2 protein-coding genes are annotated in these 16,514 nt (G+C 72.1%); both read left to right on the plus strand.

Annotated features, from left to right (window positions below; all coding sequences use genetic code 11):
• Positions 1 to 179: 179 nt before the first annotated feature.
• Positions 180 to 581: a nuclear transport factor 2 family protein gene (locus tag ACIQAC_RS31490; protein ID WP_402196998.1), complete on the plus strand. Its 402-nt coding sequence runs from the start codon at positions 180 to 182 to the stop codon at positions 579 to 581.
• A gap of 581 nt (positions 582 to 1,162) precedes the next feature.
• Positions 1,163 to 16,468 carry a type I polyketide synthase gene (locus ACIQAC_RS31495; RefSeq protein ID WP_402196999.1) on the plus strand — a complete coding sequence of 5,102 codons (15,306 nt, stop codon included), beginning with the start codon at positions 1,163 to 1,165 and terminating at the stop codon, positions 16,466 to 16,468.
• Positions 16,469 to 16,514 lie beyond the last annotated feature (46 nt).

The following is a 16,514-nucleotide window of genomic DNA, read 5'->3' on the forward strand; positions in this document are numbered from 1 at the left end:
CGGTGACACCGCCCCCGACCCGGGGTCCAAACGCTGGGGCATGGCTGGGGGTGAACCCCGACCTGACGCCTTGACCGGCACACGAGAATCGCAGCGCGGCCACCGGAAGAATCGGCGACGGTGGCCGCGCGAGCGTCAGCTCGTGAACACGCCGGCAACCGACAGGCCTGGAGGCGACCGTGATCGACGAATCCCAGCGCAAGGCAGTCGTCCTTGACTACTACGAGCGCGTCAACGACAAGGACATCGACGGAATCGTGAAGCTCTTCGACGCCGAAGCCATCGTCGTCGACCCGGTCGGCGCTCCGCCCGTCACCGGAGAAGAGGCCATCCGCGCCTACTTCCAGCGCGTCGTCCACGAGTTCGACACCCACGACGTACCGGGAACACCCACCGGCGCCCAGGACGGCCAGAGCGTGGCCATTCCCCTCAAGGCGACCATCAACAACCCGCAGGACCCCACGGGCGGCGGCCGACTCGACGTCAACGTCATCTCCACGTTCCAGATCGGTGCGTCCGGGCTCATCACGGAAATGCGCGCCTACTGGGGCCTGACCGACATCACACCGGCCGGCACCTGACACCTGCCCGCACCTCCGACGGCGCCCCCGGGGGCGCCCCCGGAATCGCGGTACGCCGATGCTGGGGTGGCGGCCGGGGGTGAACCCCGAAGCCAGGGCCGCCACTTCTGGCGCAGAATCGACGAGTAGAACAAGCGGTGGCCGATGCGACCGCCGACCGGCCGGGCTCCGCTTACGGAACACGGCCGCCACCGACCCGGAGTCGGTACACGACAGACCACGCCCGCCAGGGCCACCCAGAAGAACACCTGCCGGCACACCGGATCAGACGCACAGGCGCACTGGCCGCCACCGTCACCGGTCCGGCAGGAAGCACCACCCATCAACACAGCAGCACAACTCGGGGGAAACAACAGTGATGCACCTTTCGGTCCGGCATGCCCGCCCGCGCGTGAACATCTCCGCCTGCGCAAGAACTCGGTGTTGACAACCGGACCGCCCCGCATCGCCCGCCGTGAGTTTCCGGCAGCGGCCCTTTTCCGACAACTCGTGGACGGTTCACGGCGCCCGTATGCCCGTGGCCGAGCCTTCCTCACCGCTGCGCTGTTCCCTTTTCCTTTCCGCCTGTGGAGTTGTGTTCCATGCCTGCCACTTCGCCCAATGAAGAGAAGCTTCGCGACTACCTCAAGCGGGTCACGGCCGATCTCCGGCAGGCCCGGCAACGCCTGAACGCGGCGGAGGCCAGAAGCCGTGAACCCATCGCCATCGTGGGCATGGCCTGCCGCTTCCCCGGCGGCATCGACTCACCGGAAAGCCTGTGGCAGCTGGTCGCCGACGGGGCCGAGGGAATCTCCGAACTTCCCACCGACCGCGGCTGGGACCTCGACGGCCTCTTCCACGCCGACCCCCTGCACACCGGGACCAGCTACATTCGCGGCGGCGGCTTCCTGCACGGCGCGGGCGGATTCGACGCGGGGTTCTTCGGTATCTCGCCGCGTGAGGCGCTCGCCATGGACCCCCAGCAGCGGCTGCTGCTGGAGACCTCCTGGGAGACCCTCGAACGGGCCGGAATCGTGCCCGGCTCGCTGCGCGGTGAGAACGTCGGCGTGTTCGTCGGCGCCGTCCCCCAGGAGTACGCACCCTCCCACGGGGACCCGGCCGCCGAGGATCTGGAGGGATACCTGGCGGTCGGCAACACCACCAGCGTGATGTCCGGCCGTATCGCCTACACCCTCGGCCTGCGGGGCCCCGCCGTCACCGTCGACACGGCCTGCTCCTCGTCCCTGGTGGCTCTGCACCTGGCGGTGCAGGCGCTGCGTCAGGGGGAGTGCTCCATGGCGCTCGCCGGCGGTGTCACCGTCATGGCCGCGCCCAACTGGATCGTCGACCTCAGCCGCCAGCAGGGGCTCGCCCCCGACGGCCGCTGCAAGGCCTTCTCGGAGGACGCGGACGGCTTCGGACCCGCCGAGGGCGTGGGCCTCCTCCTCGTCGAACGGCTCTCCGACGCACTGCGCAACGGACACCAGGTCCTGGCCGTGGTCCGCGGCTCCGCCGTCAACCAGGACGGCGCCTCCAACGGCCTGACCGCACCCAACGACGAGGCCCAGGAGGACGTCATCCGCCGCGCCCTTGCGGGTGCCGGGTTGTCGGTGGGTGAGGTGGATGTGGTGGAGGCGCATGGTACGGGGACCCGGCTGGGTGATCCGATCGAGGCGCAGGCGTTGTTGGCGACGTATGGGCAGGACCGGCAGGGCGGCCACCCCCTCTACCTCGGCTCGCTGAAGTCGAACATCGGGCATGCGCAGGCTGCTGCGGGTGTGGCGGGTGTCATCAAGATGGTGATGGCGATGCGGCATGGTGTGGTGCCGCGGACGTTGCATGTGGATGAGCCGTCGTCGCAGGTTGACTGGTCGTCGGGTGCGGTGTCGTTGGTGACGGAGGCGTCGCCGTGGCCGGAGACGGGCCGTGCGCGTCGGGCAGGCGTCTCCTCCTTCGGTATCAGCGGTACCAACGCCCACGTTGTGCTCGAACAGGCTCCCCAGGAGGAGCAGGGCGCCGAGCCGCGGGAGACCACGGCACACACCGTGCCCTGGGTCCTCTCCGCCAAGACCGAGGAAGGCCTCCGCGACCAGGCGGCCCGCCTCCTCAAGCACCTGAGCGACGGCGGCGACCGGATGCCGGCGGACGTCGGGCACTCCCTGATCGGAACCCGCGCGCTGTGGGAGCACCGCGCAGTCGTCGTGGGCAGCGACGACACCACCTTCATCGCCGGTTTGCAGGCCGCGGCCGCGGGCTGGCCGGGAGTGGTCAGGGGAACACCCGCCGCCGGCGGCGACAAGGCCGTGTTCGTCTTCCCCGGCCAGGGTGCGCAGTGGTCGCGCATGGGTCTCGAACTCGCCGACGTGTTCCCGGTGTTCGACGCGGCGCTGAGTGAGTGTGCGGAGGCGCTTGAGGCTTTCGTGGACTGGGATCTGCGGGCCGAGCTGGCCGGGGATCTGTCGCGGGTGGATGTGGTGCAGCCGGCTTCCTGGGCGGTGATGGTGTCGCTGGCGCGCCTGTGGCAGTCGTTCGGCGTCCAGCCGTCTGCGGTGGTGGGTCATTCGCAGGGTGAGATCGCGGCTGCTGTGGTGGCGGGTGCGCTCTCGCTGGAGGACGGGGCCCGGATCGTCGCGGAGCGCAGCCGCGTGATCGGTGAACGCCTGGCGGGCCGGGGCGGTATGGCTTCCGTCGCGCTGCCTGTCGCCGCGGTACGGGAGCGTCTCGCCGGCTATGGCGGCCGGTTGGCGGTGGCCGCGGTGAACGGGCCGTCGTCGACGGTGATTTCGGGTGAGCCCGAGGCGCTCGACGAGGTGCTGGCGGCGCTGGAGGCCGAGGACTGCCGAGTCCGCCGTATCGCCGTGGACTACGCCTCGCACTCCCCGCACGTGGAGTCCATCCGCGACGAACTCCTCGACGTCCTCGCACCGATCGCGCCCCGCGCCTCCCGCGTGCCGTTCTACTCGACGGTCGCGGGTGGGCTGTTCGACACGGCCGGTCTCGACGCGGGCTACTGGGTGCGCAACCTGCGGGGGACGGTGGAGTTCGAGGCCGCCGTGCGCGCGCTGATCGCCGACGGTCTGGGTGCGTTCGTGGAGTGCAGTGCGCATCCCGTGCTCGCGGTCGGCGTGGAGGAGTCGGGCGCGTCGACGGTGGTCGGATCTCTGCGGCGGGACGACGGGGGAGCGCGGCGGTTCGTGACCTCCCTCGCGGAGGCCTTCGTCCGCGGACTGCCCGTCGACTTCACGTCCCTCTTCACGGACGCACGGACGGTCGACCTGCCGACGTACGCCTTCCAGCACACCCACTACTGGCTGCGCCCCACAGCGCGAAGCGGCGATGTCACGGCCGCCGGACTGGGTGCGGCACACCACCCGCTGCTGGGTGCCGTCGTGAGCCTCGCCGACAGCGACGGTGCCCTGCTGACCGGGCGCCTGTCCCTGGCGGACCATCAGTGGCTCGCCGACCACGCCGTCGACGGGCACGTCATCCTGCCCGGCGCCGCGTTCGTCGAGATCGCCGTACGGGCCGGTGACGAGGTGGGCTGCGGACGCCTCGCCGAACTGACCCTCCAGAGCCCACTCGAACTGCACGAGGGCAGGCCCGTCTTCGTACAGGTCACCGTCGGCGCGGCGGAGCCCGACGGGAGCCGGCCGGTGTCCGTCCACGCGCGCACCGACGACCCCCACACCTTCTCCTGGGTCTGCCACGCCACCGGCACCCTCGCCCCCGCCGGATCCGACGCCGCGGGCTTCGATCTGGCCGCCTGGCCGCCGCCCGGCGCCACACCGGTGCCCGTGGACACCTTCTACGACGAGGTCGCCGCCGTCGGCTACCAGTACGGACCCGCCTTCCAGGGGCTGCGCGCCGCCTGGACCTCGGGCGACGACGTGTTCGCGGAGGTGGCGCCGGCCGCCCTGGAGGACTCCGACCGCTTCCTGCTGCACCCGGCGATCCTCGACGCGGCCCTGCACACCGTGCTGGTCGGCGGCGACGGAACCGGTGCGCTGCGCCTGCCCTTCTCGTGGAGCGGTGTGGAGGTGTACGCGACGGGCACCTCGGCCGTACGGGTCCACCTGACCCGCGGGGGAACCGACACCGTCAGCGTGCGTGTCGCCGACAGCGAGGGCGCTCCGGTCGCCTCCGTCGAGTCCCTCGTGCTGCGGGCACCCGCCACGGACAGACTCGGATCGCACGGCGGCGCCGATCTGCTCCACGTCACCTGGGAGCCGCTGCCCACCACCACGGACGTCACCGCACCCACCGTGGTCTTCACCGACGCCGCCGACGGTCTTGCCTTGCCGGACGGCCCGGTACCCGACGTCGTGGCCGTACCCGTGCCCACCGGCACGGATGTCCGTGACGCGGTGGGCTCCGCCCTCGGACTGATCCGGCGGTGGCTGTCCGACGACCGCTGGAGCACCTCCCGGCTCGCCTTCGTCACCCGCCGGGGCATCCCGGAACACGCGGCCGTGCAGGGCCTCGTCCGCTCCGCGCAGACCGAGCACCCCGGCCGCTTCCAACTGCTCGACCTCGACCCCGCCGACGATGCCACCGCCCCGGCCACAATCGCCGCCCTCGCCACCGCCGAGCCGCAGATCGCCGTGCACGACGGTGTTGTCGAAACGCCGCGCCTCACCCCGGTCACCGTCGACACCGATCCCGGAGCCACCCCGTTCACCCCGGACGGCACCGTCCTCGTCACCGGCGGCACCGGCACCCTCGGCAGCCTGCTCGCCCGGCATCTCGTGGCGAACCACGGCGTCCGCCGGCTGCTGCTCGTGAGCCGCGGCGGTCCGGATGCGCCGGGCGCCGCCGAACTGGTCGCCGACCTCACGGCCCAGGGTGCCCATGTGCGGATCGCCGCCTGCGACACCGCCGACCGGGACGCCCTGGCGACGCTTCTCGCCGACATGGACCCGGCCCACCCGCTGACCGCCGTGGTGCACACGGCGGGCAGCCTCGCCGACGCCGTGGTCACCTCGCTCACCGACGAGGACGTGGATCACGTACTGCGGCCCAAGGCAGACGCCGCCCGGCACCTCCACGAACTCACCGCGGACCTCGATCTCACCGCCTTTGTGCTGTTCTCCTCGGCAGCCGGCGTCCTCGGCACCGCCGGACAGGCCAACTACGCAGCCGCCAACGCCTACCTCGACGCACTCGCCACCCAGCGCCACCAGCAGGGCCTGCCCGCCGTCTCCCTCGCGTGGGGTTACTGGCAGCAGACCAGCGGCCTCACGGGGCACCTCGACCGCGGCGACGTGGCGCGCCTGGCCAGGACCGGCGTCGCACCGATGACCACCGAGCAGGGCCTCGCCCTGTTCGACGCGGCCCTGCGCGTCCCGCACCCGGCCGTCGTACCCCTGAAGCTCGACCGCACCGCCCTGCGCGGGGCCGCGGACGACGACACCCTCTCGCCTCTGCTGCGCGCCCACACACCCCGCACCCGCCGCCGCGCCACACCCGCGGGACAGGTCCGCTCCGCGGCCACCGACCTCGCCCAGCGGTTCCTCCGGATGCCCGCCGAACAGCGGGAGCACGCTCTCACCGAACTGGTCCGAGCCCAGGCCGGCGCCGTGCTCGGCCACGACACCGCAGCCGCCGTCGACGCCGCGCAGCCCTTCCGCGCCCTCGGTTTCGACTCGCTCGCCGCCGTGGAACTGCGCAACCGCCTCAACACCGCGACCGGCCTCCGCCTGTCCGCCACCACCGTGTTCGACCATCCCACCCCCGCCGCGCTCGCCGCACACATCGGCGTCCTGCTCGGCGGCGAGCCCGAGCAGCACCCGGGCACCGGAACCGGCGCGCGGGAAGCGGTCACGACCGAACCGATCGCCATCGTGGGCATGGCCTGCCGCCTGCCCGGAGGCATCGGTTCCCCCGAGGACCTGTGGCAGCTCGTCGCCGACGGAGTCGACGCCGTGTCGCCGTTCCCCACCGACCGGGGCTGGGACATGGACGCCCTGCTCGGCGCCACCGACGGGGCGAGCGGCACCTCCTACGTCCGTGAGGGCGGCTTTCTCTACGACGCGGCCGACTTCGACGCGGGCTTCTTCGGCATCTCGCCGCGTGAGGCGCTCGCCATGGACCCGCAGCAGCGGCTGCTGCTGGAGACGTCCTGGGAGGCGCTGGAGCAGGCCGGCATCGACCCGACATCACTCAAGGGCACCCGGACCGGTGTCTTCACCGGCGTGATGTACCACGACTACGCCAGCCGCATCGGCCACCTGCCCGACGGCGTCGAGGGTTACCTGGCCACCGGGACCTCCGGCAGCGTCGCCTCGGGCCGAGTCGCCTACACCCTCGGCCTCGAAGGCCCCGCGGTGACGGTGGACACGGCCTGCTCCTCGTCCCTGGTGGCTCTGCACCTGGCGGTGCAGGCGCTGCGTCAGGGGGAGTGCTCCATGGCGCTGGCCGGCGGCGTCACCGTACTGTCCAGCCCCGGTGTGTTCTCGGAGTTCAGCCGCCAGCAGGGGCTCGCCCCGGACGGCCGCTGCAAGTCCTTCGCCGACGGCGCCGACGGCACCGGCTGGGCCGAGGGTGTCGGCATCCTCCTCGTCGAGCGGCTCTCCGACGCCCGCCGCAACGGCCACCAGGTGCTCGCCGTTGTCCGCGGCTCGGCCGTGAACCAGGACGGCGCCTCCAACGGGCTCACCGCGCCCAACGGTCCCGCACAGCAGCGGGTGATCCGACAGGCCCTTGCGGGTGCCGGGTTGTCGGTGGGTGAGGTGGATGTGGTGGAGGCGCATGGTACGGGGACCCGGCTGGGTGATCCGATCGAGGCGCAGGCGTTGTTGGCGACGTATGGGCAGGGGCGTGATGGTGGACGCCCGTTGTTGCTTGGCTCGCTGAAGTCGAACATCGGTCATGCGCAGGCTGCTGCGGGTGTGGCGGGTGTCATCAAGATGGTGATGGCGATGCGGCATGGTGTGGTGCCGCGGACGTTGCATGTGGATGAGCCGTCGTCGCAGGTTGACTGGGCGTCCGGTGCGGTGTCGTTGGTGACGGAGGCGTCGCCGTGGCCGGAGACGGGCCGTGCGCGCCGGGCCGGAGTCTCCTCCTTCGGCGTCAGTGGCACCAACGCCCACGTGATCCTGGAGCACGCCGATCCGATCACACCCGCCGACATGACGTCCGTGCTGCCCTCCGCACCGGAGGCGGGCGGGGGACAGGTCCCCTGGGTCCTGTCGGCGAAGACGCATGAGGCCCTGCGCGCGACGGCCGACGATCTGGCGACCCTTGTCGCCTCCGGCACCGACCTGGACGTCCTGGACGTGGCCCATTCGCTGGCGCGTTCGCGGGCTCGGTTGGAGCGGCGTGCGGTGGTGGTTGGTGGTGACCGGGAGGAGTTGCTGGCCGGTCTTCGGTTGGTGGCTGCCGGTGAGCCGGGGGCTGTTGTCGGTGTGGCCGGGGGTGTGTCGCGTCCGGTGTTCGTGTTCCCGGGTCAGGGTGCGCAGTGGTCGCGGATGGGCCTGGAACTGGCCGACGTGTTCCCGGTGTTCGATGCGGCGCTGAGTGAGTGTGCGGAGGTGCTGAGGGCTTTTGTGGACTGGGATCTGCGGGCTGAGTTGGCCGGGGATCTGTCGCGGGTGGATGTGGTGCAGCCGGCGTCGTGGGCGGTGATGGTGTCGCTGGCGCGGCTGTGGGAGTCGTTCGGTATTCAGCCGTCTGCGGTGGTGGGTCATTCGCAGGGTGAGATCGCGGCCGCCGTGGTGGCGGGTGCGCTCTCGCTGGAGGATGGCGCCCGGATCGTCGCCGAGCGCAGTCGGGTGATCGGGGCGCGGCTTGCGGGTCGGGGCGGGATGGCGTCGGTCGCGCTGCCCGCGGATGTTGTACGGGAGTATCTCGCTTCCTATGGCGACCGGTTGGCGGTGGCTGCCGTGAACGGGCCTTCGTCGACGGTGATTTCGGGTGAGCCCGAGGCGCTCGACGAGGTGCTGGCCACGCTGGAGTCGGACGGTGTCCGGGTCCGTCGTATCGCCGTGGACTACGCCTCGCACTCCTCACACGTGGACTCCATCCGAGACGAACTCCTCGACGTCCTCGCGCCGATCGCACCCCGTACCTCCGATGTGCCCTTCTACTCGACGGTCACGGGTGGACTGCTCGATACGGAGGCTCTCGACGCGGCGTACTGGGTGCGGAATCTGCGGGGGACCGTGCAGTTCGAGAGCACTGTCCTGGCGCTGATCGCGGCTGGGCTGAGTGCGTTCGTGGAGTGCAGTGCGCATCCCGTGCTTGCGGTCGGTGTGGAGGAGTCGGGTGCTTCGGCGGTGGTCGGTTCGCTGCGGCGGGACGACGGGGGAGCGCGGCGGTTCGTGACCTCCCTGGCGGAGGCCTTTGTCCGCGGACTGCCCGTCGACTGGGCACCCCTCCACGGGACGGCACGCCGGACGGTCGCCCTGCCGACCTATCCCTTCCAGCGCAGCCGGTACTGGCTGGAGGCCATCGGTACACCGGCCGAGGTCACGCGGAACGAGGTGGAGGAGCGGTTCTGGGAGGCGGTGGAGCAGGAGGATCTGGAGTCGCTGGCGGCGTCGCTGGAGTTCGACCAGGACGGGCTGCGTGCGGTGTTGCCGGCGTTGTCGTCCTGGCGGCGGCGCAGCCGGGAGGAGTCCGTCATCGACTCCTGGCGCTACAAGACCGCCTGGCGTCCCGTCCCGGGTACCTCCGTGCCGGTGCTGTCGGGCAGCTGGCTGGTCGTGGTGCCCGAGCAGCTCGCCGACGACGAAACCACCGCGTCGGTGGTCCGGGCCCTCACCGGCAGGGGCGCTCGGACGATCACCCTGCCCGTCACGGCGGACGACGCCGATCGGGCCGCGCTGGTGGCGCGGATCCGCGCGGACCTGACGGACGGGCAGAGCCTCGGCGGCGTACTGTCCCTGTGGGCCCTCGACGAGACACCGACGGCCGGGCAGCCACTGGTGGCGGCCGGGCTCGCCGGGACCGTCGCCCTGATCCAGGCGCTCCAGGACCTGGGAACGGCCGGACCGCTGTGGTGCCTGACACGCGGAGCTGTCTCGACCGGCACGTCGGACCCCCTGGCCGGCGCGGTACAGGCCCAGGTGTGGGGAGTCGGCCGTGTCGCGGCCCTTGAACACCCCACGCTGTGGGGCGGGTTGGTGGATCTGCCCGGCACACTCGACGAACGCGCCCTGCGCAGGCTCTGCGGGATCCTGGCCGAGCCCGGCGGTGAGGACCAGCTGGCCGTGCGCGCCGGTGGGGTCTTCGCCCGCCGCATGGTGCGCGACGCCCTCGGGAGCAGCACGCCACCGCGGCGCTGGCAGCCGGACGGCACCGTCCTGATCACCGGTGGCCTCGGCGCCCTCGGCGCGCATGTCGCACGATGGCTGGCCCGTGCGGGGGCCCCGCACCTCGTACTGACCAGTCGCCGCGGTACGGACGCGCCGGGCGCCGCCGAACTGGAGCGGGAGCTGGTCGCGCTGGGCGCACGGGTCACCGTGGCGGCCTGTGACGTCGCCGACCGCACGGCGGTCGAGGCCCTCGTCACGCGCCTCGCGGCCCAGGGCGACCCCGTCCGTGCCGTGATGCACGCCGCGGTCCAGGCCGAACTCGCTCCGCTGACCGGGGCGACACCGGATCACTTCGCCGCCCTGCTGGGCGCGAAGGTGGCCGGCGCCGAGCACCTCGACGCGCTGCTCGGCGCCGACGTGGACGCCTTTGTGCTGTTCTCGTCGATCGCCGGGTTCTGGGGCAGCGGCGACCACGCCGCGTACGCCGCCGCCAACGCCCACCTCGACGCCCTCGCGGAACGCCGCCGGGCCCGCGGGCTGACCGCGACGTCCATCGCCTGGGGCATCTGGGACGCGTACAACGACTGGGACTCCCTCAGCGCCGCCGAGCGGGAGACGATCACGGCCCGGGCCGTACAGCAGGGCCTTCCGCTGCTCGACCCCGAGGCCGCGTGCACCGGCCTGCGGCAGGCGCTCGACCACGACGAGACGTTCGTTGCCATCGCCGACATCGACTGGCGGCCGTTCACCACCCTGTTCACCTCGGCCCGCCCGAGCGCCCTGATCCGCGAGATACCGGAGGCCGCCGCCGTGGTCGACGACGCCGCGGAGGACGTCGACACCACTCACGACACGGCGTCCCTGATCGGCCGTCTCCGCGGACTTCCCCGGGAGGACCGCTCCCGCGAACTCGTGGCGCTGGTCAGGTCCCAGGCGGCGGCCGTACTCGGCCACTCCACGGCCGACCAGGTCGACCTGGAACGGGCCTTCCGCGAGCTGGGATTCGACTCACTCACCGCCGTCGAGCTGCGCAACCGTCTCAACACGGTCACCGGCCTGCGGCTGCCCGCCACCGTGGTCTTCGACCATCCCACCCCCGCCGAACTCGCCGCACACCTCCACGACCGCTGCTTCCCGGACACGGCCGACGGCCCCGCACCGGCCGCACCCGTCCACACGACGGCCTCCACCCCGCACGACGAGCCCGTGGCCGTCGTCGGGATGGCCTGCCGGCTCCCCGGCGGCGTCACCACCCCGGAGGAACTGTGGCGACTGGTACGGGACGGAGGCGACGCGATCTCCGGATTCCCGGAGGACCGCGGATGGGACCTGGACGCCCTCTACGACCCCGACCCCACCACGCCCGGAACGACCTACGCGCGCGACGGCGGCTTCCTCTACGACGCGGCGGACTTCGACGCCACCTTCTTCGGAATCGCACCGCGTGAGGCACTGGCCATGGACCCGCAGCAGCGGCTGCTGCTGGAGACGTCCTGGGAGGCGATGGAACGGGCGGGCATCGATCCGACCTCGCTCAAGGGCAGCCTGACCGGCACGTTCATCGGTGCCAACCCCTCGGACTACCGCGCATCCATGGGCCAGGCGCCCGCGGGCTACGAGGGCCACCTGGTGACCGGCGGCCACAACAGCGTCGTCTCCGGCCGAATCGCCTACACCTTCGGCCTCGAAGGTCCCGCCGTCACGGTGGACACCGCCTGCTCCTCCTCCCTGGTCGCCCTGCACCTCGCCGCGCAGGCCGTCCGGCAGGGCGAGTGCACGATGGCGCTCGCCGGAGGTGTGGCCATCATGTCGACACCCGAGGGCTTCGTCGGATTCAGCCGGCAGCGCGGGCTCTCCCACGACGGCCGCTGCCGCACCTTCTCCAGCGACGCCGAAGGCATCGGCCTGTCCGAAGGCGTCGGCGTGATCCTCCTGGAACGGCTCTCCGACGCCCGGCGCAACGGCCACCCGGTGCTTGCCGTGATCCGTGGCTCCGCCACCAACCAGGACGGTGCCAGCAACGGCCTGAGCGCACCGAACGGCCCTTCACAGCAGCGCGTCATCCGCCAGGCGCTCGCCAACGCCGGACTGACGGCCGCCGAGGTCGACGCGGTGGAGGCGCACGGCACGGGTACGACGCTCGGTGACCCCATCGAGGCGCAGGCGCTCCTGGCGACCTACGGACAGGACCGGCAGGGCGGCCACCCCCTCTACCTCGGATCGCTCAAGTCCAACATCGGTCACCCCCAGGCGGCCGCAGGCATCGCGGGCGTGGTGAAGACCGTCCTGGCCCTCCAGCACGGTGTCCTGCCGCGCACACTGCACGTGGACGAGCCGTCGCCGGAGGTGGACTGGGCGTCGGGTGCGGTGGAGTTGTTGATGGAGGAGCGGGAGTGGCCGAGCACGGGGCGTGCGCGGCGGGCCGCCGTGTCGGGGTTCGGCATCAGCGGGACGAACGCGCATGTGGTGCTGGAGCAGGCTCCGGTGGAGGTGGCTCCGGCGGAGGAGCCTTCCGACGATCCGTCTTCGGGTGCGGGTGCGGGTGCGGTTGTGGGCGTGGTGCCGTGGGTGGTGTCTGCGCGGTCGGCGGAGGCGTTGGCGGCTCAGTTGGGCCGGTTGGCGTCGTTCGCGGAGTCGCGTACGGACGTTGGCGCGGTGGATGTGGCTCGTGCGCTGGCCGGACGCGCGGCTCTGGAGTACCGGGCCGTGGTCGCCGGCCGTGACAAGGACGCCCTGACTGCCGCGCTCGTGGCCGGTGGAGTCCGAGGTCGGACGGCTTCGGGCGGCGGTGGTGTGGGGTTGCTGTTCGCCGGTCAGGGTTCGCAGCGGGCGGGTATGGGCCGGGAACTCCGTGCGGCTTTCCCGGTGTTCGCGCGGGCTTGGGACGAGGTGTGTGCGGAGCTGGGGCGTTCGCTCGGGGACGAGGTTCCTGAGGGGACGGGGTGGGCGCAGCCGGCGTTGTTCGCGTTCGAGGTGGCGTTGTTCCGGTTGGTGGAGTCGTGGGGTGTGCGGCCGGATGTGGTGGTCGGGCATTCGGTGGGTGAGATCGCTGCCGCGCATGTCGCGGGTGTGCTGTCGCTTGAGAATGCGTGCCGACTGGTCGAGGCTCGTGGTCGGTTGATGCAGGAGCTGCCCGAGGGCGGCGCGATGGTGGCGATCGCCGCACCTGAGGACGAGGTCGCCGCGGTGATCGCGGGCCGACTGGGTGCGGTCGGGATTGCGGCGGTCAACGGTCCGTCGTCGGTGGTGGTGTCCGGAGTCGGCGCGGTGGTGGACGAGGTGGCGGCCGGGTTCGCGGAGTGGGGTGTGCGGACGCGGAAGTTGCGAGTGTCGCATGCGTTCCACTCGCCGTTGATGGAGCCGATGCTGGACGAGTTCCGTGCGGTGCTCGAAGGCCTTGCCTTCCACTCGCCGACGGTGGACTTCGTGTCCACGGTGGATGGCGGCGGCGATGTCGCATCGGTGGACTACTGGGTGCGGCACGCGCGAGCGGCGGTCCGGTTCGGCGACGCCGTGGCGGAGTTGGAGGACCGTCGTCTGTCGGCCCTCATCGAGATCGGTCCTGACGCGACGTTGACCGGTATGGCGGGCCAGGCGCTGCGGGCCCCGGAGGCCCTGTCGTTGGTGGCGCTCTGCCGCAAGGACACGGACGAGGCGGTGTCCGTCGTCGAGGGCATCGGTCAGGCCTGGGCGAACGGCACCAACATCGACTGGACACCCCTCTGCGAGGGAGGCGGCCACGTCGACCTCCCGACGTACCCCTTCCAGCGGACGCGCTACTGGCTGGGTTCGCGAACCGGCGCCGGCGACGCGCAGGGGCTCGGACTCGCGGGCACCGGACACCCGTTGCTGGGTGCCGCGCTGCCCATGGCGAACGGGCGCGGGGTCGTCCTCACCGGCCGGGTCTCCCGGTCCACCCAGCCATGGGTGGCCGACCACCAAGTGGGCGGAGCGGTACTGCTCCCGGGCACGGCATTCGTCGAACTGGCCGTACGCGCCGGCGACGAGGTCGGTTGCGGCCGGGTCGAGGAACTCACCCTCCAGGCACCCCTGGTGCTCCCGGACCGCGGAGGTGTCCAGCTCCAGGTCGTCGTCGACGCACCGGACGAGTCCGGCACACACCACGTGTCGGTGCACTCCCGCCCGGACCAGAGTGACGACTGGACACTCCACGCCGCCGGCCGCCTCAGCCCGTCCCACACCGCACCGGCGGAGGACGCGACCCCGTGGCCGCCCGCCGGCGCGGAGCGACTCGAACTGGGGAGTTTCTACGAGGACCTGGCGGACCGGGGCTATCACTACGGCCCGGTGTTCCAGGGACTGACATCGGCCTGGCGGGCCGGGTCCGACCTGCTCGCCGAGGTGATCCTCCCGGAGGACGCCGACGCGGACTCGTACGGCATCCACCCCGCGCTGCTCGATGCCGCGCTGCACGTGGCCCTGGTGGACATGGCTGACCCGGGTGAGGACCAGGTCCGGCTGCCTTTCGCCTTCAATGGCGTCGAACTGCACGCCTCCGGAGCGTCCGTCGCGCGAGTGCGGGTCCAGACCATCGGGACCAACACGGTCTCGCTCACCCTGGTCGATGTGGCGGGCCGCACGGTGGCCTCGGTCGAAAGCCTTGTCTCACGGTCCGTGAAGGGCACCCCGCAGACGGGCGGAGCAGGCGACACCCTGTACCAGCTGGACTGGAAGCCGGTCTCGGACGCCGTCGTCGAGCCGAACCCGGGGAACCTCCGCTGGGCGGTGCTCGAACCCGCGGACGCCGAGGTGCTGCACGCCGTCAAGGGCATCGCCGCGGCCGGCTTCGACTCCGCGGACCTGGACGGTCTGACCGCGCGACTGGACGCGGGTGGCAGCGCCCCCGAGGTCCTGGTGCTGGCGCCGCCCTCGCCGGGCGACGTCGACGACGACCTCGCCGCCGCCGTGCGTGATGTCACCGCCGATACCCTTTCGGTGGTGCGGCGCTGGCTCGCGGACGAGCGGTTCGGCGATTCACGCCTTGTCTGCGTCACCCGGGGCGCGATCCCGCTCGCCGGGGAGGAGCTGACCGACCTCCGACACGCCGCCCTGTGGGGGCTGTTGCGGTCGGCCGCCGCCGAGCACCCCGGCAGGTTCGCCCTCGTCGACGTGGACGGCTCCGACGCCACCTGGGACGTGCTGGCCACGGCCGTCGCCTCCGGGCACGAGCAGCTCGCCGTACGTTCGGGTGTCCTGCTCGCTCCGACGCTCGCCCCGGCGCTCGCCCCGGCCGAGACGGCACCCACCGGCCCCGAGTCCACCGATCCGGCGGACGTCCGCCTCGACGCCGGCACCGTGCTCGTCACGGGCGGCACCGGAACCCTCGGTGGCCTCGTCGCCCGTCACCTGGTCACCCGGCACGGTGTGCGCAGGCTGCTGCTCACCAGCAGGCGCGGCCACGACGCGGACGGCGCCGCCGAACTCGTGGCGGACCTGACCGCCGCCGGGGCGACCGAGGTGACCGTCGCCGCGTGCGACGCCGCCGACGGCCCGGAACTCGCCAAGCTGCTGGCCCGGTTCAGCGAGAACGACCCGCTGAGCGGAGTGGTCCACGCGGCGGGTGTGGTCGACGACGGCGTCGTCGGGTCCCTCACGGCCGAGCAGCTCGAACGGGTGCTGCGCCCCAAGGTGGACGCGGCGGTCAATCTGCACCGGCTCACCGAGAACATGCCGCTGACCGCCTTTGTGCTGTTCTCCTCGTTCGGAGGAGTGCTGGGCAACGCCGGGCAGGCGAACTACGCGGCGGCCAACACCTTCCTCGACGCCCTCGCCCACCATCGCCGCGACCGCGGCCTGCCCGCCGTGTCCCTCGCCTGGGGGCTGTGGGAGCAGAGCAGCGGCATCACGCGCACACTGGACCGCGGCGACCTGGCGCGCGGCAACCGGGCCGGCGTGCGGGCCCTCACCACCGACCAGGCACTCGCCCTGTTCGACCGTGGCCTCACCGCCGAACGCTCCCTGCTTCTCCCGGTCGCCCTCGACCAGCGTGCCCTCACGGCCCGCGCGGCGACCGAACCCGTACCACCCCTGCTCCGCAACCTGATTCGCGTCCCCGCCCGACGGGCGAGCGCGGCCAACGGTGCGGGCGCGGCCGGCCACGACGGGCCCACGCTCGCCCGGCAGCTCGGCGCCGCCCCGGCCGACCAGCGCGACACCCTGCTCCTGAACGCCGTACGCGCACACGCCGCCACGGTGCTCGGCCACGGCACGCCCGGCACGGTCGGCACCGACGTCGGCTTCCTCGACCAGGGCTTCGACTCCCTCATGGCCGTCGAACTGCGCAACCGGCTCGCCCTCGACACCGGACTCCGGCTGCCCGCCACGCTGATCTTCGACTGCCCGACGCCGGCGGCCCTCGCCCGCTACCTCGGCGAGGAACTCGGTACCGGCGACGGCACCGGGACCCGGGCCACCGAGGAGAGCGCCGTACGGCAGGCACTCTCCGCCATCCCCCTCAACCGGCTGCGCGAGGCCGGCGTCCTGGACACGCTGTTCCGCCTCGCCGGTCTCGGTGAGCCGGCGGCCCACACCACCGCGGACGGAAAGGACGGCGATCCCGGTCTGTCCAACGGCGACGGGATCGATGACATGGACCTCGACGACCTGCTCAGGCTCGCCGAGAACGACCGATGACCGCCGACCGCCCTGAAGCCAAGGAACCTCCCATGACCTCACCTCA

This window comes from Streptomyces sp. NPDC088387 (genome assembly GCF_044753385.1).
Lineage (GTDB): Bacteria > Actinomycetota > Actinomycetes > Streptomycetales > Streptomycetaceae > Streptomyces.

What these genes read in the sequence shown, in the direction of transcription:
- ACIQAC_RS31495 (WP_402196999.1), top strand. Translation starts at nt 1,163, where the DNA reads ATGCCTGCCACTTCGCCCAATGAAGAGAAGCTTCGCGACTACCTCAAG.